This is a genomic window from Synechococcus sp. HK05 (assembly GCF_019104765.1).
Lineage (GTDB): Bacteria > Cyanobacteriota > Cyanobacteriia > PCC-6307 > Cyanobiaceae > Vulcanococcus.
In genome coordinates this window covers 38,729-61,679 of record NZ_JAHRXJ010000004.1, presented here as the reverse complement: position 1 = coordinate 61,679, position 22,951 = coordinate 38,729, and the positions used below count along the sequence as shown (strand labels likewise).

Genomic DNA, 22,951 nt, shown 5'->3' with positions numbered 1-22,951 from the left:
GGCTGCTCGGTAGGTTGCTGCTACGACACTGCCGCAGCCATGCTTCGCTCCGCCGCGATCACCCAGGGCATCCAGCGCTCCCCCAACCGGGCCATGCTTCGGGCGGTGGGCTTCGGCGACGGCGACTTCAACAAGCCGATCATCGGCATCGCCAACGGCTACAGCACGATCACACCCTGCAACCTTGGCCTGAACGATCTGGCCCGTCGGGCTGAAGAGGCCGCCCATCAGGCCGGCGCGATGCCGCAGATGTTCGGCACGATCACGGTGAGTGATGGCATCTCGATGGGCACCGAGGGAATGAAGTATTCCCTGGTGAGCCGTGAGGTGATCGCCGATTCGATCGAAACGGCCGTGAACGGCCAGAGCATGGATGCGCTGCTGGCGATCGGCGGCTGCGACAAGAACATGCCCGGCGCCATGCTCGCCATGGCCCGCATGAACGTTCCCTCGATCTTTGTGTACGGGGGCACGATCAAACCGGGCAAGCTCGGCGCCTGCGACCTCACCGTGGTGAGCGCTTTCGAGGCGGTGGGTCAGTACAGCGGCGGCAAGATCGATGAGCAGGAGCTCACGGCGATCGAGAAAAACGCCTGCCCTGGCGCCGGCAGCTGCGGCGGCATGTTCACCGCCAACACGATGAGCGCAGCCTTTGAGGTGCTGGGCCTGAGCCTGCCCTACAGCTCCACCATGGCTGCCGAGGATCCGGAGAAGGCTGACAGCGCCGCCCGCAGCGCCGAGGTACTGGCTGAGGCGATCAAGGCCAACATCCGCCCCCGCGATCTGCTCACCCGCGAAGCGTTTGAAAACGCCATCAGCGTGATCATGGCCGTGGGCGGCTCCACCAACTCGGTGTTGCACCTGCTGGCCGTGGCCCGCACCGCCGGCGTGAATCTCTCGATTGACGACTTCGAGACAATCCGCCAGCGCGTGCCGGTGATCTGCGACCTCAAGCCCAGCGGCCGCTACGTGACGGTGGATCTGCACCAGGCCGGCGGCATCCCGCAGGTGATGAAGCTCCTGCTCGATGCGGGTCTACTGCACGGCGACTGCAAAACCATCGAAGGCAAAACCCTCAAGCAGGTGCTCGCTGATGTGCCCTCCGAGCCCCCGGCCGGGCAAGACGTGATCCGCCCGCTGAGCAACCCGCTCTACGCCAAGGGGCACCTGGCGATCCTCAAAGGCAACCTGGCCGAAGAAGGCGCCGTGGCCAAGATCAGCGGCGTGAAGAACCCGGTGATCACAGGCCCCGCCCGCGTGTTTGAAAGCGAGGAAACTTGCCTGGCCGCCATCCTCGACAAGCAGATCAATCCTGGGGATGTGGTGGTGGTGCGCAACGAGGGCCCCGTGGGTGGCCCCGGCATGCGCGAGATGCTCAGCCCCACCGCCGCGATCGTGGGCCAGGGCCTGCTCGATTCCGTGGCCCTGATCACCGATGGCCGCTTCTCCGGTGGCTCCTTCGGGCTGGTGATCGGGCACATCGCCCCTGAAGCTGCCGTGGGCGGCACGATCGGCCTGGTGCAAGAAGGCGACAGCATCACGGTGGATGCCAACCAGCTGTTGATTCAGCTCAACGTGGATGAGGCCGAGCTCGCCGCACGCCGCGCCGCCTGGACCAAGCCTGAACCGCGCTACCGCACCGGAGTACTGGGCAAATACGCCCGCTTGGTGAGTTCCAGCAGCAAGGGTGCCGTCACCGATCAGGCCGAACTCACGGCGAATCGCTGAGCTCAGCGCAAGCGCTCGTCGACATCCACCAACAACGCCCGGATCCGCCGGCAGAGCGCTTCAAGAGCAGCACCCTCGCTGGGCCTGTCGCAGCGCTCACCCGTGGCGGCCTGCATCCACACCGGATGGCTCCCATGCCAGAGCAATGGAGCCTGCTCATCGCTCACCAGGCTGAGCATCAAATGGAGATCGTCTCCACTGCGGTAGATCTCCAGCTCGAGATCGCGTTCAGAGCTGCGCTCACCGCCTGCAGTGCGTGCCTCGATCAGCACCACACAATCACTGCAATCGCCGATGGTGGAGGGCGGCTCACCGCTGAACCGCAGGGCGTGGCGATAGGGCTTCAGACAAAGATCGGCCGCCTTGGCCAGTGCCACCAGAAACGGATCAAGGCTTGCTTCGGCATCTTCCGGGTCAAACAACCCAAGGTCCATCGGCTCTTCAGCGTGAGACATCAGGCTGAACTCCTTAAACAACGGCACGGATCGAGCGGATGAGCAGCTGGAGCTCCCCAGGCCTGAAGCCCGGGTTCCGGCCGCCCATGTCGCCAAACTTGGAATGGAGGATCTGCAGCCGGGTCACACCCGAAGGATCGAAACGCACGGGCAAACCCACCGGCGTGGCGCGCACGCTCGGCGTGAGCCGGTTGAACGGGATCACCACCGTGGAGGTGCCACTCGGCCGCGTGGAAAACTCCGCCACCCAGCGCAACCCACCGGGGATCAGCTCCGTGAGACCAGCCACACCATCGCGGCAAGCCATCGCCAGCTTGTAGCGGCGTCCATCGCCATCAAGCTCCAACTCCAGGGCGCCATAGGGCGAAAGATCCAGCGGCGGCTCAAACACCGGCGAACGGCAGCTGACGAAGCCGCCGCCCTCGGGCTCCACAAAAGCCTGCAGCAGCAGCCCCTCAGAACTGGCCTGCACCGCTCCCTGGCTGCGGCCGCCCATGATCGTGTCGTTGAGGGCCTGCCAGCCGGCAAAGCCATCGCCGGAGGCGATGGGAAGCGGTGAAAACATCAGGGTTGTTGAGCTGCCTCAGTGTCTGCCAGCACGAGCACCGGTGCCTGCGGTTGCACCAGTTTGGCGGGCGTGCGCTGTGGCTGCTCCGCCGGATCCAGCAAGCGCTGCAGCGCCTGGCGCTTGCTGGCACCACTCACCAGAAAAATCACCTGCCGCGCCGCGCTGAGCACGGGGGCCGTGAGGCTGATGCGCTCCAGGCCTTTGCCGGCACCGATCGTCACCAGTCGGGTGCGCTCCTCGGTGGCGGCAGTGCCGGGAAACAGCGAAGCGGTATGGCCGTCATCGCCGAGGCCGAGCAGCATCACATCAAACACTGGCGGATCTCCGGGGCAGAGATCACGCACATAGGCCTCAAACGCATCCACCGAAGCCGCCGGTGTTGCGAGCTCGGTTGGCACCGGATGGAAGCGGGCATCCGCGCCAGGGCCACCTGCCGCCAGCAACGTCTCGCGCAGCATGCGGGCATTGCTGGCGGGATCGGTTGCCGGCACCCAGCGCTCATCCCCGAGCACCACATCCACGCGGTTCCAGGGGAGATGTTCCTGGTTGAGCACGCGGTACGCGGCCGCGGGTGTGGTGCCGCCCGAGAGAGCGATGTGGGCGCGATCGCGCTCATCGAGGGCGAGATCGAGCAACGAAGCAATGCGCTCGGCGCACATGCGGGCCAGCTGGGTGGCATCTGCGGCCACCTCCAGCTTGTAGGTCGGGGATGCCGTCATCGGCTCACATCCACTCGGTGTGGAAGGTGCCGGGCTGGTCAACGCGCTCGTAGGTGTGGGAGCCGAAGCAGTCGCGCATGGCCTGCACCAGGTTCTGGGGCAAACGGCCAGTGAAGTAGCTGTCGATGTAATCGAGCGAGCTGCTCAAGCAAGGCACGGGGATGCCAGCGGCAGCGGCACCGGCCACCACCTGGCGCAGGCCGCCGATCCGGCGCTTGATCTGATCGGCAAACCAGGGATCCACCATCAGGTTGGGCAGATCAGCCTTGGCGGTGTAGGCGTTCTGGATGCGCTGGAGCAGGCGGGCGCGGATGATGCAGCCACCCTTCCAGATCTGGCCGATGGCCGACATGTCGAGGTTGTAGTTGTGCAGCTTCGACGCCTCCTGCAGCAGGGCCATGCCCTGGGCATAGCTGGCGATGCAGGCGAGCACGCAGGCATCCATCAGCGGTGCCATCGCATCGGCGGGGCTGCCGAGATCCATGGCCCGGGAGGCCGGCGGGGGCAGCAGCGATTCAGCGGCCAGCCGTTCGGCCCGCATCGAGCTCACCACCCGGGCATTGAGGGCCGCGTAAATGGTGGGCACCGAGACGCCCATCTCCAGGGCGCTGACCACGGTCCACAGGCCGGTGCCCTTCTGGCCGGCGGCATCCACGATCTTCTCCACCAGATCAGCGCCATCAGCGGGATCTTTGGTGCGCAGGCAGATCTCCGTGATCTCCACCAGGAACGACGACAACTCCTCGGTGGCGTTCCACTGCTTCAGCACATCGGCCATCGCCTCGCCGTTCATGCCGGCGCTGCGCTTCATCAGGTCGTAGGCCTCGGCCAGGATCTGCTCGATGCCGTATTCAATGCCGTTGTGCACGGTCTTCACGAAATGGCCGGCACCACCAGGACCGATGTAGGTGACGCAGGGGCCGTCCTCGACCTGGGCCGCCATCTTGCGCACGAGGCTCTCGATCGCGTCGTAGGCGGCCTTGGTGCCACCCGGCATCATGCTCGGGCCCTCCAGGGCACCCTTGGCGCCGCCGGAGACGCCCATGCCGATGTAGCCGAAGCTCTTGCTCTCGAGTTCAGACACACGGCGCTCGGTGTCGGTATAGAGCGAGTTGCCGCCGTCAATCAGCAGATCGCCTTCCTCCAGCAGCGGAGAGATCTGCTGAATCATGGCGTCGATCGGATCGCCCGCCTTGATCATCATCAGGATGCGGCGCGGGCGCTGCAGCTTGCCCACGAAATCCTCGAGGGAGGTGGCGCCAATGATCTGCTTACCGGCCCCGCGGCCTTTGAGGAACTCCTCGGTTTTGGCGTAGGTGCGGTTGTACACGACGCTCGAGAAACCATTGCGCTCGGCATTGAGCACCAGGTTTTCTCCCATCACACCCAGGCCGATCAGGCCGAAATGGGCCTTGTCCATCACGAGGTTTGAAGTGGTTGTCAACAGTGTGGCGAGGCTGCACCGGTGGCGCAGCCCCATCGTTGCCAACTGCCAACGTCGACGTGCTTCAGATCACCGTGCCGTCGGCGATGGTGGCGTTCTTCACCACCACCACGATGCCGTTGCGGATGTAGAAGCCGAGCTCAGGCCGATCGGCTTCCTCCACCCGGTCCTTGTTCACGATCGTCACGTCGCGGCCGATCCGCACGTTCTTGTCGAGGATGGCGCGCTTCACCGTGGTGCCCCGGCCCACACCCAGGGGAATACCGCCCCGCTCGCGCAACACGGCGCGGTCCTCGCTCGACTCAAAGAAGTCGCTGCCCATCACCAGGGTGTCCTGCAGCACGGCCTCGTCTTCCACGCGGGTGCGCACGCCGAGCACGCAGTGGTGAATGCTGCAGGCCTTGAGCATCGAGCCCTCGCCGATGATCGATTGGGTCACCTGCGCGTCGAGCATCTTGCTGGGGGGCAGGTAACGAGGCCGGGTGTAAATCGGGAACTGCTCGTCGTAGAAGGAGAAGGCCGGGTTCGGCTGATCGGTCAGCGCCAGGTTGGCTTCGTAGAAGGCGCCGATGGTGCCGATGTCTTCCCAGTAGTCGTCGAAGAGGAAGCTCTGCAGGTTGTCGCCGCGGTTGAGGGCCTCAGGAATGATCTCCTTGCCGAAATCGGTGGCGGTGGGGTTCTTGGCCAGCAGATCGAACAGCGTCTCGCGGCTGAACACATAGATGCCCATCGAGGCCAGGTAGGGCCGCTTCAGCGCCTCCTCCGCGGAGAGGCCGAGCTTGGAGGTATCCACCCACATCTCCTTCAGAGCATCGCCTTTGGGCTTCTCGCGGAACTCCTGGATGCGGCCGTGCTCATTGGTGTGCATCAAGCCGAACGCCTCGGCCTGGGCGGCATCCACCGGCAGGGCGCCGATGCTCACGTCGGCACCGGTGGCGATGTGGTGGTCCACAAAGGTGCTGTAGTCCATCCGGTAGAGCTGGTCGCCGGAGAGGATCAGGTAGTGGTCCACATCCCACTCCTGGAACAACCACTGGTATTTGCGCACAGCATCAGCTGTACCTTCGAACCAGCTGGGGCTTTCCGGGGTTTGCTGCGCAGCGAGCACCTCCACAAAACCCTGACCGAAGCCAGAGGAGAGGTTGTAGCTCTGGGTGAGGTGGCGGTTGAGCGAAGCGCTGTTGAACTGCGTCAACACGTACATCTTGTTGATGCCGGAGTTGATGCAGTTGCTGATCGGAATATCAATCAGTCGGTATTTACCCGCCAGAGGCACGGCGGGCTTGGCGCGCATCTTGGTGAGCGGGTAGAGGCGCGTGCCGGCTCCGCCGCCGAGAATGATCGCCAGAACGCGCTTCATGCCTGATCCCTAGTGCCTTGGGCGCCAAGACGGTAGGCGAACCCACGGCCTCACCGGAACCCTTCTGAGCAGATTGGCTGAAAACGGAAAGGCCGCGTCACAAGCGCGGCCTCAGCAGGTCTCCGGGAGCACAGGAGAGGGGATCAATCCTGGCTGTCGTGCAGCTCGAACAGGTCTTGAAGCACCTTCATCGCCTGGTGGCGTTGCTGGCGCGGTTGGGGTGCGCGCAGGTTGGTCACTGGGGTGTGCAGGATCTTGTTGATGATGCCCTTGGTGAGCGCTTCCACCACCTTGCGCTCGCGGGCGGAGAGGTCGGGCCCCATGCGGCTCAGGGCTTTCTGCAGCTCCTGCTCACGGATCTGCTCGAGCTGCGTGCGCAGGCGGTTGGCCACCGGCACAGCCTCAAGGCCATCCCACCAATCGAGGAAATCACGCCCTTCCTGCCGCAACATCCCTTCGGCTTCAGCGGCAATCTCGCGCCGCGCTTCCTGGTTGCGGGCCACCACCTCTTGCAGGTCGTCCACGTCGAAGGAGTCGACGCCGCTCAGCTCTCCAACCCCGGCAGCGATGTTGCGGGGCACGCCGATGTCGACCAACATCAGCGAGGAGCGGCGGTTGAGCTTCTCGAGGCGCTCCACCGTGATGATCGGATCATCGGCCCCGGTGCTGGTGAACACCAGCGAGCAGGTGCTCAGGCAATGGTCGAGATCGCCGAGGGGACGGCACTGCACGGGCAGGCCGGGGAAATCAGCGGCCATCGCTTCAGCGCGCTGCACGGTGCGGTTGAGCAGCACCACACCCTTGGCGCCCTTCGCCTGCAGGTGTTGCAGCAGGAGGCGCGCCATGCGACCGGCACCCACCACGGCAATCTGCTCTTGATCGAGGGGCACCAGATCATCCACGCCCCGGGCCTGACCCACCTTGAGCTGGGCCAGTTCCACCGCCGCTGAGCTGATCGACACTGCGCCAGTGCCCAGGTTGGTTTCACTGCGCACCCGCTTGCCGGTGCTCACGGCCTGGTTGAGCAGGCGGTTGAGGATCGGACCGATGGAGCGGTGCTCCTGGCCCAGGCGATACATCTTCTTCACCTGGGAGAGGATCTGGCCCTCGCCCAGCACCAGCGAATCCAATCCAGCGGCCACCCGCATCAAATGCGCGACGGCTTCTTCGTGGTGGTAGGTGAACAGGTGGGGTGTGAGCTCATCGAGCTCCAAACCGGAGTGATCACTCAGGAAGCTGCCAACCGCCGACACGCCCTGTTCTGGATGGCGCAACAGCGTGTAGATCTCCAGCCGGTTGCAGGTGCTGAGGATGGAGGCCTCCAGCACGTCCTCGCTGGAGCGCAAGCGCTGCAGCGAATCCTCGATCGCCTGCTCGGCAATGCTGAGCCGTTCCCGGATCTCCACCGGGGCCGTGCGGTGACTGAGGCCGACGACGGCGATGTGCATGGAGCCGAAACGAAACGTGCGAGGACAAGCGAAAGCAAGGTGCCAATACAAAGGCGGGGTGCCCTGAAAAATTCAGAGCACCCCACCCCCTAGGGCACAGATCAGCGCAGAGCGATGCTCTGGGCGCCGTCCTTGATGTGCACGGTGGTGGTGAAGCGGGCGGTGTTGTCGAGGGTGCTGATCACCAGGGAGCTGGTGCGGGTGCAGTCCTTTTCGAACTTCACGCCGTCGAACAGCAGACCATCGGTGATGCCGGTGGCGGCGAACACCACGTTCTCACCGCAGGCCAGCTCTTCAGCTTCGTAGATGCGGTCGGGATCGCTGATGCCCATCTCAGCCAGACGAGCCAGGTTGCCTTCCTTGGTGAGGCCTTCCCACTCGGAGGTCTGCGCCACGGCGGGGTCATACACCAGCTGACCTTGGAAGTGACCACCCAGGGCGCGCAGAGCGGCGGCGGAGATCACACCCTCGGGTGCAGCGCCGATGCCCATCAGGCAGTGGGTGCCGGTGCCGGCGAAACCACAGGCGATGGCGGCCTGCACGTCGCCATCGGAGATGGGCTGCACGCGGGCGCCGGTGGAGCGGATCTCCTTGATCAGATCCTTGTGGCGAGCGCGGTCCATCACCACGATCACCAGCTCTTCAGCGGGAAGACCGAGGCACTCGCTGAGGATCTTGATGTTCTCGGTGGCCGACTTGCGGATGTCCACCTTGCCCTTGGCGGCCGGGGGAGCAGCCAGCTTCTTCATGTAGAAGTCGGGCGCATTGAACAGACCGCCGCGGTCGGAGGCAGCGAGCACGGCCATCGAACCGCGCTGGCTGTTGGCGCACAGGTTGGTGCCTTCGCAGGGGTCCACGGCGAAATCCACGCCGGGGCCGGTGCCGCTGCCCACCTCTTCACCGATGTAGAGCATGGGCGCTTCGTCGCGCTCGCCCTCGCCGATCACGATGCGGCCCTGCATCTGGATCTTGTACATCCGCTCGCGCATGGCTTCCACGGCGGCAGCGTCAGCCTCGTTCTTGAGGCCCATGCCGGTGAGCTTGGCGGAAGCGATGCCTGCCTGCTCAACAACCTCGAGAATTTCTTGAATCAGGGTGCGATCCACAGGCGGTGCAGCGAAGGGAAAGAGGGGTCAACAGCTGGAGGTGCTTGGCATCGTGACCACCGAAACCGCGTGAACAGCCGGTTCGGCCAGCAACACCAAGGCCTTTCAGGCTTGAAGCGCCGCTCACTGTATCAGTGCTTCCAGAGCGATTCGGCGCCGCTGCACGGGCGCTTCAAAGGCTGTTGGAAGGTGCATTCCTACAATCACCCCTCTCCCTGCCAGCAGCGCTGCCATGAGCACCAAACCCCTGGTGATCTCGCCGTCGATTCTTTCGGCCGACTTCTCCCGCCTCGGCGACGATGTGCGCGCTGTGGACCAGGCCGGTGCCGACTGGATTCACGTGGATGTGATGGATGGCCGCTTCGTGCCCAACATCACCATCGGTCCCCTGATCGTGGAAGCCCTGCGTCCGGTGACCCAGAAGCCCCTCGACGTTCACCTGATGATCGTGGAGCCCGAGAGATACGTGGCCGACTTCGCCAAGGCCGGCGCCGACATCATTTCGGTGCAGGTGGAAGCCTGCACGCACCTGCACCGCAACCTGGCTCAGATCAAAGATCTGGGCAAGATGGCCGGCGCTGTGCTCAACCCCGGTACCCCGATCGACACTCTCGAGTACTGCCTCGAGCTGTGCGACCTAGTGCTGGTGATGAGCGTGAACCCCGGATTCGGCGGCCAGAGCTTCATCGAGAACCAGGTGCAGAAGATCCGCGACCTGCGCCGCATGTGCGATGAGCGTGGCCTCGATCCCTGGATCGAAGTGGACGGCGGCATCAAGGCCGAGAACGCCTGGAAAGTGATCGAAGCCGGCGCCAACGCCATCGTGAGTGGCTCCGGCGTGTTCAACCAGCCCAGCTACGCCGAGGCCATCACCGGCATCCGCAACAGCAAGCGCCCCGTGGCCGTTGCTGCCTGAACCAGAGCTTCACCGGCCTGCTCCGGCAAGCCTCGAACAGCAAAACCCCGATTCTGTACAGCTTGTGCAGAATCGGGGTTTTTTCTTGTGCTGCTGGCTCAACGGCGGAATGCCGTGATCAGGCGCTCAGGAACCAGCCATAGCTGTGCAGACCGATGCCCAGCAGGTTCACGCCGATGTAGCAAACGCAGATCACCACCAAACCCGCCACCGCCACCATTGCCGGCCGGCGGCCCTGCCAGCCGCGGCTGAGACGGGTGTGCAAATAGGCGGCATACACCAACCAGCAGATGAGTGCCCAGGTTTCCTTGGGGTCCCAGCTCCACCAGCTCCCCCAGGCTTCATTGGCCCACACCGCACCGCTCACAATGCCGATCGACAGCAGCAGGAAGCCCACCGTGATGGTGCGGTAGCTGAGGCTGTCGAGCTGCTCGCTGAGCGAGAGGCTGGCACTGCTGAGCTCCAGGCCGGAGGCCGCGGGACCCTCAGCGGCAAGGCTGGCCTGGCGGAAGGCGCCGCTGCCGATGGAACTGCTGCGCAGCTCGAGCTGTTGACCGCGGTCGGTGAACAGCACCGCCAGCGAGAGCAGAGAGCCCACCAGCAACGCCGCATAGCTCACCATGATCACGCTCACATGCATCACCAACCAGCTGGAGCGCAGCGCGGGCACCAAGGGCGCGGCCTGCTGCAGCTGATCCGGCAGGGCAAAGCTGGCGAAGGCCACGCAACCCAGGCCCATCGGGGTGGCAGCAGCCGCCACGATCGGCGAGGGGTAGCTGCGCTCCACCAACAGTTGCGTGAGGGTGCAGGCCCAGGCCAGGAAGCAGAGCGATTCGTAGAGGTTGCTGATCGGGAAATGCCCCGACTGCCACCAGCGCAGCACGAGCTGGGCGGTGAGGGCCAGGTTGGCCGCCGCCACCATCCAACGCACGGCCTGGCTGCCCTGGCCGCCTCCACTCACACTCCAGAAGGCCAGAGGAAGCGCCAGCAACAGCAAGGCAAAGGCGCCAAGGCCCAGGGCCAGAACCGGATCGGTCACGAAAACGAGGAGCAACACAAAAGATGCGCGCCCAGTCTGCCGTGAAGAGTGGGCTCAGCGACTGGCTTGTTTCAACAGCACCAAGCCACCGCCCAGGCCGATGAACACCGGCATCCACGCGGCAAAGAAGGGCATCAAGGTGCCTTTGATCCCCAGCGAGCTGAAAATGAACGACATCAGGTAGTACCCAAAAATCAGCAGCACGCTGATGCCAAAGCCCTGGCTGCGGCTGGTGCGGGCATTGGGACGCACCCCAAGGCTGCTGCCGATCAAGCCAAACACCAGACAAATCGCCGGGAAGGCGAACTTCTCCTGGATGCGCACCCGCAGACGCCGCGCTTCCTTGCGATCGCCAGCCTGCTCGAGCAGCGCCTCCGCCCGCCAGGCTTGGGCCACGGTCATCTGGGCGGCATCACTGGGCAATTTGCCCACATCCAGGGGCGCTTTGGTGAAGGGGTAGAAGTAGCGATCGAAATCCGCCGAGGTGGTGCGGTTGTTGGCGCTGTCGATATCCACGATGCGCCCATCGCGGAACTCCCACATGCTGCGGGCATCGTTCCAGACGCCGGTTTTGGCGATGAGCAGCTGCTGGTGACCAGCCTTGGTGAAATCCACCAGGGTCACCTCGTACATCTTTCCCTCCCGGAAGCGACGCGAATAGAAGAGCTGCGCCAGATCGTTGCTGCTGCGCTCTTTGCCGTCCTCGTCGATGGTGGTGATCTGGGCGTAGCGGGAATACACCACGTTGTCGCCCCGTTCGGCAGCGATCGAGCGGCCCAGGGCTGAATCGAGCGTGTCAGCGGCGGCCAGGTTGGCGCTCGGCACGATCACATCGTTGAACACAAATGTGAGCACGGTCATCAGGGCGGCCACGGCCAGGGCCGGAACCACCATCCGCCAGGTGGGCACGCCGATGCTGCGCAGCGCCGTGAGCTCGCTGGAGCTCGACAGGCGGCTGAAGGCGAGCAAAGTGGCCATCAGCGTGGCCATCGGGAAAGAGAGCACCAGGAAGCCCGGCAACCGCAGCCCCAACACCTGCATCGCCACCAGCGGCGGCAGGCCGGCTTCGGCCACCTTGCGCACCAGCTCGAACACCACCCCCACCGAGAGCGACACCGCGGTGAACGCGGCGATCCCGAACAGCAGCGGCCCGAGCAATTCCGAAGACAGCCAGCGATCCATCAGCGGCAAGCGCTGCCATTGGCGCCTCAGCCGCTGGAGATGGCGCTGGAGAGGATCAAAGACAGAAGCAACTGAACTCACAGTTTGAAGTCCTCCCCGAGATAGTGGCGCCGCACCAGGGGGTCGTTGGCCATTTCGCGCGAGGGCCCGCTGGCCAAGATGCTGCCCTCGGTGAGGATGTAGGCCCGATCGGTGATGGCGAGGGTTTCGCGCACGTTGTGATCGGTGATCAGGATCCCCATGCCGCGATCGCGCAGCCGGGCGATCAGGTTTTGCAGATCGGCCACCGCCAGGGGATCCACCCCAGCGAACGGCTCATCGAGCAGCAGATAACGGGGGCCGTGCTCGCCCACGGCAAGGGCGCGGGCTACTTCACAGCGCCGGCGCTCTCCGCCGGAGAGCTGGAAGCCTTTGCGCTCCACGAACGGGCGCAGATGAAAATCATCCACCAGCTGCTCCACCCGCAGGCTGCGCTGGCTGCGGGGTACGGCGCTCTCCTGGAGCGCCAGTTGCAGGTTGTCGCGCACGCTGAGGTTGCGGAACACGCTGGCCTCCTGGGGCAAATAGCCGATCCCCAGCCGGGCCCGCTCGGGCATCGACAAGTCCGCCACCGAATCTCCATCCATCACCACGGTCCCTGAATCGGGTCGGAGCAGACCGGTCACCAAGCTGAAGGTGGTGGTTTTACCCGCGCCGTTGGGCCCCAGGAGTCCCACCACTTCGCCGGGATTGAGGTTGAGGCTCACCTGCTTCACCAGGGGCCGCCCTCCAATCGTGAGGGCGACGTGATCCAACACCAAGCTCATGGCTGAGCGGCCGGAGCCGGAGCGGGAGTGGGAGTCCCCGGTGTCGCCGCTGCGGGATCGGGTGTTGCCGCCGCGGCAGCCGTTGCCGCGGTTGCGGGTTTCTGCTGGATCCGCACACGGCTGAACACCTGTTGGCCAGAGGGGGGAACGGCGATCAGGCGCTCACCATCCACCAGATACACAACCCGTTCCGCTCGGATCAAATTGCCCCCCTCCTGAACGATGTCCACATCGCCACTCAGCACCACCCGGTTTTCCTTGCTGAAGTACTGGGCCTGGCGGGCGGTGGCCACAACACGCTCATCGGGATACACGATGCGCACGTTGCCCGTGGCGGTGATCACGCCGGTGAGCTGATCGGCGCGCTGCTGGTCGGACTCAATCGTGACCAGGCCTGTCGACACCCGAGCAGGCGGGGCCGGTTGTGCGGCCGGGGTGGCTGCTGTTGGCGCGGCCTGGTTGGCGGCTTCCGGGGCTGCCAGATCTTGAGCGGCAGCAACCTGCGGCTCAACGGCGGCGGTGAACAGCAGAGCAGCCACCAGAGCGGAAGCGTGTCTGGCCGTGGTGCGCCTGGCGGCCAAACCCCGCTCCTCGAACATTCAATTGTGCCATGGTATCGCTCAGTTCGCCTGGCCCATCAGGCGTTTGCGCAATTGGCATCAAGCCGTGGCAATGGCAGGGGAGCGGGGTCTTGGTCCTGTTGCAGCGCATGGAGACGGGCCCGTGCCTGCTGGCGCAACAGCTCAAGATTCAGTCCGAACGCCTCGGGCCCTGCGCTCTGCAGGCGGCCGAGCCCTTCCCCGAGGAGCACCGTGGCTCCGCGCCGATTGCCGCGCTCCAGGTGCAGGTGCGCCACGGCGATCTGAAGGATTCCTTGCAACACCTTGCGGCACGGGCCCTGGGTTTCATGCCAAAGCTCCTCGAAACCGTCGTGGCAGGCGTACCACTCGCCGGCATTAAAAAGCCTGACGGCCTCCCCGAAGCGGGGATCGACCATCAGGCTGGCTTCCTCTGAGAGGGACTCGCTCAAGCGAACCCGCTCAACGACGCGCCGGCTTCTTCACCGGCAGCTTGCGCAGGCGAATCGACTCAGGGGTGACCTCCAGCATCTCGTCGGGACCGATGTACTCCAGAGCGCGCTCCAGGGTCATCTGCATCGGGGCCTGCAGGGTGTCGAGTTCCTCAGCCCCAGCGGAGCGCATGTTGGTGAGCTGCTTGGTTTTGCAGACGTTGATCTCGAGATCCTGCGGGCGGTTGTTTTCGCCCACGAGCATGCCCTTGTACACCTTGGTGCCGGGGCTGATGAAGAACTGGCCGCGATCTTCCGCGTTCTTCAGGGCATAGAAGGTGGCGGTGCCTTCTTCAAAGGCGATCAGCACACCGTTGCGGCGGGTCTCGAATTCACCCTGCATCGGGCGGTAATCGAGGAAGGAGTGGCTCATGATCCCTTCACCGCGGGTGGCGCGGATGAACTCGCCGCGGAAACCGATCAGGCCGCGGGAGGGCACCACAAACTCCAGCTGGGTGCGGCCGTCGTTGGTGTTTTCCATGTTCTGCATCTCGGCCTTGCGGATGCCGAGCTTTTCGATGCAGGCGCCCACGGCCTCTTCGGGAACATCCAGCACCAGGGTTTCGAACGGCTCCGAAGGGGTGCCATCGATGGTGCGGAAGATCACCTGAGGCTGGCTTACCTGAAACTCATAGCCCTCGCGGCGCATGGTTTCGATCAGGATGCCCAGGTGCAGCTCACCGCGGCCGCTCACGGCCCAACGGTCGGGGGAGTCGGTGTCTTCAACGCGCAGTGCCACGTTGGTGAGCAGCTCTTTGTTGAGGCGATCGCGCACCTGACGGCTGGTCACGAACTTGCCTTCCTTACCGGCGAAGGGCGAGTCGTTGACCACAAAGGTCATCTGCAGGGTGGGTTCGTCCACCTTGATCAGCGGCAGTGCCTTGGGCTCATCCGGGCAGGCGATGGTTTCGCCGATGTTCACCTCATCGAAACCAGCCACGGCCACCAGATCACCGGCGCGGGCCTGTTCGATCTCCACCCGCTGCAGACCCTGGAAGCCCAGCAGCTTGCTGATGCGGCCACGCTTCACGCTGCCGTCGTCGCGCAGCAGCGCCACGGGCTGACCAGCCTTGATCGTGCCGTTGTGGATGCGGCCGATCATGATCCGGCCGAGGAAATCGCTGTAGTCGAGGGTGGTCACCTGCAGCTGCAGGGGCTTCTCGGGGTCGCCCACCGGCGGCGGAACGTGGCGCAGGATCGCATCGAACAGAGGACGCATGTTCTCGCTCTCCGTCTTCATGTCCGGCTTGGCGTAGCCGCCCATGCCACTGCCGAACAGATACGGGAAGTCGCACTGATCGTCGTCAGCACCGAGCTCCAGGAACAGGTCGAGCACCTTGTCGACGGCCTGCTCAGGATCCACGCGGGCGCGGTCGATCTTGTTCACAAACACGATCGGGCGCAGGCCCTTCTCCAGGGCCTTCTTCAGCACGAAGCGGGTCTGGGGCATCGGGCCCTCGTTGGCGTCCACGATCAGCAGACAGCCATCCACCATGCCGAGCACCCGCTCCACCTCGCCGCCGAAGTCGGCGTGACCAGGGGTATCCACGATGTTGATCCGGATCCCCTCGTAGTCCACCGCGGTGTTCTTGGAGAGGATGGTGATGCCGCGCTCGCGCTCCAGATCGTTGGAGTCCATCACGCAGGTGGGGACGGCCTCGTTGTCGCGGAAGATGCCGGATTGAGCCAGCAGCGCATCCACCAGGGTGGTTTTGCCGTGGTCAACGTGGGCAATGATTGCGATATTGCGGATCGGTGTTCCCGGATGCTCGCCGCTCATAAAAGGTGATGCTGGTTGTGATCTCAATGGCGCACGCCGCAGGCGTTGGCGTGGGAACGATGACTGAAACCCCTGAGCTGGATCGCCGGGCCTGAAGCAAAGCGATCTGTTCTGGACTCCCCTGCAGCGTGGCCTGCAGAATCCCTACGGTGCGTTAAGCAAATCTATCGCAGGGCCTGACGCCTGAGTCTCCTGCTCAGCGGCGTTCGGCCAGGGTTCCGCGCGTGACCCCCAGCCGGCTATCGAGCTGCTCGCGCTGCCACACGGTTTTGCCGCTGATCTCGCCCGCGAGGGCCTGTTGGTAAAGCGCCACTCGGCGTTGGGTATCGGCCGCTGAATCATCGAGGAGTTCGAGGCGCATCCGCCGCACACCGGCGGCCAAAAACTGCGGAATCGCCTCCGCAGCGGTCTGCGCGCGGCCGTTGAACAGGGTGTTGCGGCAGCCGAGATCAGCGCGCAGTGGGTGCTCGGCGCCACTGCGATCGCGCAGGAGCACGGTGTGCTGTTCGCAGGGCCGGCCGCAATCGGTGTGGTCGTGCCCCTGGGAAAGGAAGGCGCAGAACAGGCAGTGCTCCATATGAAAGAGCGGCATGTGCTGATGAAGCGTGATCTCCACGCGCCCCGCCGCTGCGCCTGCCACCAACGCCAGTAGCTGATCGAGGGCGAGGTCGTAGCTGGCGGTGATCCACTCCAAACCCCAGCGCTCGAGCAGCCAATGGGCCGTGAGCGGGTTGGCCACATTCAACGAGAAATCAGCCGCGCAGGGCGCCACCGGCGTGAGCCGCTCCAGCTGATCGGCATTGCGCACCAAGAAGCCATCCGGCTCGGCCCGCAGCAACGGTTCGAGGGTCCAGGCTTCATCGGGGCGGGTGATGCGAGGGCCGGCCGCCCAGATCCCTCCGGGCCAGCAGCCGCGGTACTCCCGCACCGCTTGGCGCAGCTGTGCGGGGTGCTCAAGATCCACAATCACCCGCTGCACCGGCTGCTCCCGCAGGGCTTCGAGCTGGTGGAGGCTGCGCACCAACACGCTCAGCTCCACCGCTGCCGTGTCTGCAGCCGGAACGGCTGCACTGGCCGCCGCCATCACCCGGCGCAGCGGTTCCGCTGCATCGCCAATCGGCGCTCGCTGGGCTTGGGCAGCAGCTCGCAGGGCCAAGGCCTGAGCCAACTGATCCACCAGGGCGCGGCGCAGCGCGTTGAGCTGAGCCACTGGCAAAAACAGCTCACCGCTGAGCTCCACCTGCAGCGAGGCCAGCAGCCACGGGGTACCGCCCAAACGCCCCAGCTGCTGCTGCAGGCGCTCCTGGTTAAGGCCAGCGCCGTGAGCCTCCTGCAAGGGCTGGTCAGACACCACCCGCCAGGGGCCACCCGGCACGCCGGCGATGGCGGCTGCCTCAAGGGTGAGGGGCTCGCCCGCCTGTCCCCAAACTCGGCAATGCAATCCCTGGCGCTGTTCGGCCACCTCCGCCAGTGCCAGGCGCTCGAGGTGGCGCTCCAGCTGGGGATCACTGGTGAGCCAGCAGGGGCTACCGGGCTGCAAACCACGCAGATCCACCCGGCCCGGACCGAGCTTGAGGGCCACCTGGCCGCGGGGCAGGGGCGTGACCTGCATCAATCGCCCGCCCACTTCCCGGGGCGGCAGCAGTGGATCAGAGCTGGGCACTTCCAACACCACGCCATCGCCAGGCTTGAGCGGCTGACGACTGCGCAGCACCAGGCGCCCATCGGGCTCCACCGCCTGCAACCGGCCAAGCCAGGGGCCGCGCTTTTTGCTCCAGCGGCCATGCACCAGCTCGCGGTGGTTCACACCATCCAGCCAACCGTGGCTGAGACCGCGGGAAAAACTCAGCTCCAGTTGGCGGCGGATCTGATCGGCAGAGGTGTCCGAGGGCAGGTATCCATGGATATCCGCGCGTGGAGAGTCTCCGGAAGCCTCATCCCCCACCCCAGGCAGCAGCTGATCCAAGCCACGCCGGTAGGCCTCGGTGACGGCCGCCACATAGCTGGCTTCCTTGAGCCGGCCTTCGATCTTGAGGCTGGCGATGCCACAAGCCGCAAGCTGGGGCAGCAGTTCCCAGGCCGCGAGATCCTGCGGCGACATCAAATAGCGCTGCTCGCCGAGGTCGCGCTCGACGCCATCGACGATTAATTGATAAGGCAAACGGCAGGCCTGGGCACATTCGCCGCGATTGGCGCTGCGCTGGCCCAGGGCTTCGCTGGTGAGGCACTGGCCGGAGTAGGCCACACACAGGGCCCCATGCACGAACACCTCCAGCGGCATCTGCAACCCGCGGCGCTGGAGCTGCTCCTGAATGCGTTGGAGGTCGCGCAGGCTCAACTCCCGCGCCAGCACCACCCGGGTGCAGCCGAGCTCAGCGGCCATCGCCACACCGGCGGCGCTGGTGATCGACATCTGCGTGGAGCCGTGAATCGCCAGGGCGGGGGTGAGCTGTTGGGCGAGCCAGGCCAGGCCCACGTCTTGCACGATCAGGGCATCCACACCCGCCGCCTCGGCCGCCAGCAGCAAGGCGGCCGCCTGCTCCAGCTCAGCGGGAAAGATCAACACGTTCACGGTGAGAAAACCCTTCACACCGCGGCGGTGCAACCAATCCATCACCTCCGGCAGATCGGCTGTGCGGAAGTTTTCAGCGCGCAGACGAGCATTGAACTGCTCCACGCCGAAGTACACGGCATCGGCGCCATTGGCCACAGCAGCCTTCAGCGACTCCCAGCAACCGGCGGGGGCCAGCAGCTCAGGCAGGGCAGCCATCAACGGCCCAGCCGCTGGGCGGCCTCAAAGGTTTTCAAGGCCTCCGCCGTGCCTTCAAAGCGCCAGTGCCACGGCTCATAGCTCACGCCCTGGGCGTTGCCGGCTGGGAACGAGAGGGTGAAGTGATAGCGGTTGGCGTGGGCCTGCAGCCAGGCAAACGCGGCAGTGGTTTCAAAGCGTTGGGAAAGATTGGTATCCGGCGCTCGCCCATCGCCGAGATCCACGGCATAGCCGGTGCTGTGTTCCGAGAAGCCGGGCGGGGCACTCACCTGAGCGCGCTCGAGTGCGCTCTGGTTGCGTTCAGATTTCACCTCGAAAAAGATCTGCTTCTGCAGATCAATCGAGCGATAGGCGCTGAGAACGCGCAGATCAATGCCATCGGCGGCAGCGGCATCCTGCAGGCGGCCTAGAGCCTCGGCGGCGTCGCGGTGGAGCTCCACCCCGGGAGCAATCGCCACAAGATCAGCGGCTGTGGCTTCGTTGTAGGGGAAATGACCGAGCAGGCGGCCATCCAATCCCACCCGTGCCTGCAGCCCCTGCACCGGCGGCGGGGCCATCAAGCGCCGCAAGGGTTGAGGAAACACCACCGCCAAGGCAGCGGCGGCCAGCAACGCCGCACCGGCAGCGGTGAGGGCGGCACGCCAGGGGGTGCGCCGCTGGAGCGCGGGCGAAATCGTGCGCTGGGCGAGGGGGATGTCGTCGGTGCTGCGGCGCTTGGCGCTGCGCAGCGCTGTGGACTGCCGACTGGCGCTGGGCAAGCGACGACTCCCATGGCAGCAGGGTTGACCGATGGTAAGGCTGGGGCCCAGGAGCGCCAGCAGCTGCCTACTCAGCGGTGTTAGCTTCCACCCAACATCCTTCTGGCGGAGCGGGTTTCAAGATGTTGCGAGTCGCGGTGGTGGGCGGCGGCCCGAGCGGATCCTGTGCTGCGGAAGTGCTGGCCAAGGCCGGCATCGAAACCTGGATCTTCGAGCGCAAGTTGGATAACGCCAAGCCCTGCGGCGGCGCCATCCCGCTCTGCATGGTGGATGAATTCGACCTGCCCGAGTCGATCATCGACCGCAAAGTGCGGAACATGAAGATGATCTCCCCCTCCAACCGCGAGGTGGACATCAATCTCGAGAATGAGAACGAGTACATCGGCATGTGCCGCCGCGAGGTGATGGATGCCTTCCTGCGCAACCGTGCCGCCGATCTGGGTGCGCATCTGGTGAACGGTCTGGTGACCAAGATCGACACCGGCGCCAACCGCCAGGGCCCCTACACCCTCACCTATTCCGACTACAGCGACGGTGAGGCCACCGGCACCACCAAGAGCCTCGAGGTTGATTTGATCGTTGGTGCCGACGGCGCCAACAGCCGCGTGGCCAAGGCGATGGATGCCGGCGATTACAACGTGGCCATCGCTTTCCAGGAGCGCATCAAGCTCCCGGCTGAGGAGATGAAGTACTACGAGAGCCTGGCTGAGATGTATGTGGGCACCGATGTGTCGCCCGACTTCTACGCCTGGGTGTTCCCCAAGTACGACCACGTGGCCGTGGGCACCGGCACCATGCAGGAGAACCAGGCCCTGATCAAGAGCCTGCAGGAAGGCATCCGCGAGCGCGCCAAAAAGCGCCTGGTGAACGGTGAAGTGATCAAGGTGGAAGCCCACCCGATCCCTGAACACCCGCGCCCGCGCCGCGTGGTGGGTCGCATGGCCCTGGTGGGCGATGCCGCTGGCTACGTCACCAAGAGTTCCGGCGAAGGCATCTACTTCGCCGCCAAGAGCGGCCGCATGTGCGCCGAGCAGATCGTGGAATCCAGCCAGGGCGGCAAGAAAGTGCCCTCCGAAGCTGACCTCAAGAAGTACCTCAAGAAGTGGGACCGTCAGTACGGCGCCACCTACAAGGTGCTCGAGATCCTGCAAAACATCTTCTACCGCAATGACGCGGCCCGCGAAGCGTTCGTGGAGATGTGCGATGACAAGGACGTGCAGCGCCTCACCTTCGACAGCTACCTCTACAAGCGTGTGGTGGCGATGAACCCCTGGCAGCAGCTGAAGCTCACCCTGCTCACCCTGGGCTCGGTGCTGCGCGGCAATGCCCTCGCGCCCCAGGGCTACAAGCCTGTGCCCAGTGCGGTGCGCGACGAATCCGAGGTGAACGCCATGCTCGCCGTGAGCACGATCAAGGGCGGCATCCGCGTTGGCAAAGCCAAGGAAGCTGCCAATTCAGCCGGTGAAACCAACGAAGATCGGGAGCCCGCTCTGGCCGGCAAGTGATTCGCGGCTGAAGCCCTTGCGCTGACATCGCCCCGTTGCCCCTCAAGATCGAGGGAGCAACGGGGTTTTTTGATGCTGCTCTGCGATCAGCCGCTAATCCGGCTGAAGTCCGCGAGCACCGCAGCCTGATTGCGCAGCACACCGAGCAGGTTGAGGCGGTTGCTGCGAATCGCCGGGTCATCGGCCATCACCATCACGCTCTGGTCGCCATCGAAGAAGGCCGCAAGGGCAGCGGTGCCGGCGATCAATCCCTCAGCAAGCTGGCGGTAGCGATCAGGGCCGGTGGCTGTTGCGATCGGCTCGAGCTGATCCACCACCTGCAACATGCCCGCTTCACTGCCCTTCTCAAACAAGGCGGCATCCACAACGCCCGCTGCCGCCAGCACCGTGGTGGATAGATCGCCCTTCTCGGCCAAACGCGCCGCGCGCGTCACCACCGCTTGAACAGCAGCCAGGTCACCGCTGCCCCGCAGCTGCATCAACAGGTCAGCCCGCTCACGGGCATCGGCGGGATCGCTGAGCAGGCGCTCGAGCGCAACGCTGTCGCCCGCCACCGCCTGCACCAGATCGGCATCGGTGCCCACCTCTTCCAGCAGGCTCTGCACCCGCTGCCGCAGCAACTCGCCCAGATCGGCAGCGAGGGCCTCAGGCTCCACCTTGAAATCGGGCAACAGCTGAGCCCAGTGAGCCGTGGCCCGCTCCAGGAACTGCAGCAGATTCAGCCGCCAGCCCTTGGCCCAGAGAATCTGCAGCACACCATTGCCGGCGCGGCGCAGGGCATAGGGATCAGAGGAACCGCTGGGACGCTCGCCTTTGGCGTAGATGCTCAGCAACAGTTCGAGCCGTTCAGCCAACGCCACCACGGCACCGGCATCCGAAACGGGCAAGGCGTCGCCGGCACCACGGGGCAGATAGTGCTCCAGAACGGCAAGGGCCACCTCACGGGGCTCCCCTTCAGCCAACAGGTATTTGCCACCCATCACACCTTGGAGCTCAGGGAATTCGCCCACCATCTGGCTCACCAGATCGTGCTTGCACAGGTGGGCGGCCCGGCGGGCGTGGGCGGCTGTGGCCTCTGGCAGCGCAAGCTGCTCAAGCAACACATCACTGATCCACTCCAGACGCTCCACGCGGTCCAGCAGCGAGCCCAGGCCAGCGGCAAAGGTCACTCGGGCCAGCTGATCGCGGCGGTCGATGCTCGGCACCGCCCGGTCGGCATTCACAAAAAATTCAGCGTCCGCCAGGCGGGCCTTGAGCACCCGCTCGTTGCCGCGGCGCACGGTGTTGAGGGCTTCAGGCAAACCATTGCCAATGCACAGGAAGCGCGGCAACAGGCTGCCGCGCGCATCGAGGGCGAGGGGGTCGTGATGGGCGCCGCGGCGATAGAGCGGCACGTAGCGCTGGTGAGCGCGCATCACCGTGCTCAACACCTCGGCCGGTAAGGCGAGGTAGTGCTCGTCCACGCTCCCCTCAATCAACAGCGGCGCTTCCACCAGGTCGGTGAGTTCCTCAAACAGATCGCTGGGCAGATCCGCGGTGGCCTCAAGTGCTTCAGCGGCCGTGGCAACCGCCTCACGAATCCAGTCAGCCCGCTGGTTGCGGTCCACCTGCACACCAGCGCCTGCCAGGGCCTCGTCGTAAGCCGAGGCGCTGCTGATGGCAACAGAACCACCGGTGAGCCGGTGGGCGCGGCTGCTATTCCCGCTCTGCACCTCCGGATCACTGCCCTCCAGGCGAACGGGCACCACCTCGCGATCGAGCATCGCCACCAGCCAGCGCACTGGCCTGGAGAAGCGGCTCTCACCGGAGCCCCAACGCATGAAACGACGGCCCTGGAGGCTGCTGATCCATTGCGGGATGCAAGCGCTCAGCAGCTCAGGGGCGGGCCGCCCCCGCTCAAGCACGGTGGCAAACACGAACGGCCCCTTCGGCGTGTCGCGAATTTCAAGGGCGTCAGCGGCGAGGCCACAACGCTTGGCGAAGCCTTCCGCCGCAGGCGTTGGCACGCCGTTCTTGAACGCCTGCGCCGCGGGTGGGCCTTTGCGCTCCTCCTCGAGATCGGGAGCGGCCGCTTGCAGATCGTGCACCTGCAGGGCGATGCGGCGCGGTGTGCTGGTGCAGCGGATCGCGCCGTGGCCCAACCGCGCTTCGCTCAGATCGCGGCGCACCATCTGCTCGAGTTGGGGCAGCGCCAGGCGGGCAAAATCAGCGGGCAGTTCCTCGGTCCCGATCTCCAGCAGAAAGGTCGACACGAGGTTCAGGCCACAACAGCCGCCCACTGTATTGAAGGGCTCTGGA

Annotated in this window: 19 protein-coding genes; 3 read left to right on the top strand and 16 right to left on the bottom strand. The window is 65.0% G+C overall.

Features of this window, described 5'->3' with window-relative positions; all coding sequences use genetic code 11:
• Nucleotides 1-39 precede the first annotated feature (39 nt).
• The gene (gene ilvD, locus KUL97_RS03530; RefSeq protein ID WP_217795607.1) at nt 40-1,728 is read left to right on the top strand and encodes a dihydroxy-acid dehydratase; all 1,689 of its coding nucleotides are present in this window, start codon (nt 40-42) and stop codon (nt 1,726-1,728) included.
• Between the two features lie 2 nt (nt 1,729-1,730).
• On the opposite strand, the gene KUL97_RS03525 is transcribed toward ilvD, so the two are convergent.
• The 7 genes from KUL97_RS03525 to glpX form a co-directional block, all read right to left on the bottom strand.
• Nucleotides 1,731-2,162, bottom strand: a complete 432-nt coding sequence (locus KUL97_RS03525; RefSeq protein WP_217796012.1) for a hypothetical protein — start codon at nt 2,160-2,162, stop codon at nt 1,731-1,733.
• Nucleotides 2,163-2,196: 34 nt separating this feature from the next.
• Nucleotides 2,197-2,748, bottom strand: coding sequence for a CIA30 family protein (locus tag KUL97_RS03520; protein WP_217795606.1), 552 nt, complete (start codon nt 2,746-2,748; stop codon nt 2,197-2,199).
• Nucleotides 2,748-3,470, bottom strand: a complete 723-nt coding sequence (gene pgl / locus KUL97_RS03515) for a 6-phosphogluconolactonase (protein ID WP_217795605.1) — start codon at nt 3,468-3,470, stop codon at nt 2,748-2,750. Before pgl ends, KUL97_RS03520 begins: the two co-directional genes overlap by 1 nt.
• A gap of 4 nt (nt 3,471-3,474) precedes the next feature.
• Nucleotides 3,475-4,890, bottom strand: a complete 1,416-nt coding sequence (gndA, locus tag KUL97_RS03510; protein ID WP_217796011.1) for an NADP-dependent phosphogluconate dehydrogenase — start codon at nt 4,888-4,890, stop codon at nt 3,475-3,477.
• Between the two features lie 88 nt (nt 4,891-4,978).
• Complete coding sequence (locus KUL97_RS03505; protein WP_217795604.1) at nt 4,979-6,274, bottom strand: glucose-1-phosphate adenylyltransferase; 1,296 nt, start codon at nt 6,272-6,274, stop codon at nt 4,979-4,981.
• A 143-nt stretch (nt 6,275-6,417) separates the two neighbouring features.
• Nucleotides 6,418-7,722, bottom strand: coding sequence for a glutamyl-tRNA reductase (locus KUL97_RS03500; protein ID WP_217795603.1), 1,305 nt, complete (start codon nt 7,720-7,722; stop codon nt 6,418-6,420).
• Between the two features lie 101 nt (nt 7,723-7,823).
• Nucleotides 7,824-8,828: a class II fructose-bisphosphatase gene (gene glpX / locus KUL97_RS03495; protein ID WP_217795602.1), complete on the bottom strand. Its 1,005-nt coding sequence runs from the start codon at nt 8,826-8,828 to the stop codon at nt 7,824-7,826.
• Nucleotides 8,829-9,060: 232 nt separating this feature from the next.
• Between glpX and rpe the strand changes: the two genes are divergently transcribed.
• Nucleotides 9,061-9,744, top strand: coding sequence for a ribulose-phosphate 3-epimerase (rpe, locus tag KUL97_RS03490; protein WP_217795601.1), 684 nt, complete (start codon nt 9,061-9,063; stop codon nt 9,742-9,744).
• Nucleotides 9,745-9,862: 118 nt separating this feature from the next.
• Here rpe and ccsB read toward each other — a convergent pair whose 3' ends face one another.
• From ccsB to KUL97_RS03450, 8 genes are all read right to left on the bottom strand, one after another.
• The gene (ccsB, locus tag KUL97_RS03485) at nt 9,863-10,783 is read right to left on the bottom strand and encodes a c-type cytochrome biogenesis protein CcsB (protein WP_217795600.1); all 921 of its coding nucleotides are present in this window, start codon (nt 10,781-10,783) and stop codon (nt 9,863-9,865) included.
• Between the two features lie 54 nt (nt 10,784-10,837).
• Nucleotides 10,838-11,965: an LptF/LptG family permease gene (locus KUL97_RS03480; protein WP_254896165.1), complete on the bottom strand. Its 1,128-nt coding sequence runs from the start codon at nt 11,963-11,965 to the stop codon at nt 10,838-10,840.
• Between the two features lie 77 nt (nt 11,966-12,042).
• Nucleotides 12,043-12,771 carry an LPS export ABC transporter ATP-binding protein gene (lptB, locus tag KUL97_RS03475; protein WP_217795598.1) on the bottom strand — a complete coding sequence of 243 codons (729 nt, stop codon included), beginning with the start codon at nt 12,769-12,771 and terminating at the stop codon, nt 12,043-12,045.
• Nucleotides 12,768-13,310, bottom strand: coding sequence for a hypothetical protein (locus KUL97_RS03470; protein ID WP_217795597.1), 543 nt, complete (start codon nt 13,308-13,310; stop codon nt 12,768-12,770). The genes lptB and KUL97_RS03470 overlap by 4 nt, the downstream gene beginning before the upstream one ends.
• A 98-nt stretch (nt 13,311-13,408) precedes the next feature.
• A complete protein-coding gene (locus KUL97_RS03465) occupies nt 13,409-13,801 on the bottom strand; it encodes a DUF309 domain-containing protein (protein ID WP_254896164.1) in 393 nt (130 codons plus the stop codon).
• 10 nt (nt 13,802-13,811) lie between these two features.
• Entirely contained in the window at nt 13,812-15,620 is a 1,809-nt protein-coding gene (typA, locus tag KUL97_RS03460) for a translational GTPase TypA (protein WP_217795596.1), read from the bottom strand.
• A 196-nt stretch (nt 15,621-15,816) separates the two neighbouring features.
• Entirely contained in the window at nt 15,817-18,390 is a 2,574-nt protein-coding gene (locus KUL97_RS03455; RefSeq protein ID WP_217795595.1) for a U32 family peptidase, read from the bottom strand.
• Nucleotides 18,390-19,148, bottom strand: a complete 759-nt coding sequence (locus KUL97_RS03450) for a D-alanyl-D-alanine carboxypeptidase family protein (RefSeq protein WP_217795594.1) — start codon at nt 19,146-19,148, stop codon at nt 18,390-18,392. The genes KUL97_RS03455 and KUL97_RS03450 overlap by 1 nt, the downstream gene beginning before the upstream one ends.
• 122 nt (nt 19,149-19,270) lie before the next feature.
• Here KUL97_RS03450 and chlP point away from each other — a divergent pair, with 122 nt between their 5' ends.
• On the top strand, nt 19,271-20,653 hold the full coding sequence (gene chlP, locus KUL97_RS03445) for a geranylgeranyl reductase (protein WP_217795593.1): 1,383 nt from the start codon (nt 19,271-19,273) through the stop codon (nt 20,651-20,653).
• 86 nt (nt 20,654-20,739) lie between these two features.
• Here the strand turns inward: chlP and glyS are convergent, their stop codons facing one another.
• Nucleotides 20,740-22,905: a glycine--tRNA ligase subunit beta gene (glyS, locus tag KUL97_RS03440; RefSeq protein ID WP_217795592.1), complete on the bottom strand. Its 2,166-nt coding sequence runs from the start codon at nt 22,903-22,905 to the stop codon at nt 20,740-20,742.
• Between the last annotated feature and the right edge of the window lie 46 nt (nt 22,906-22,951).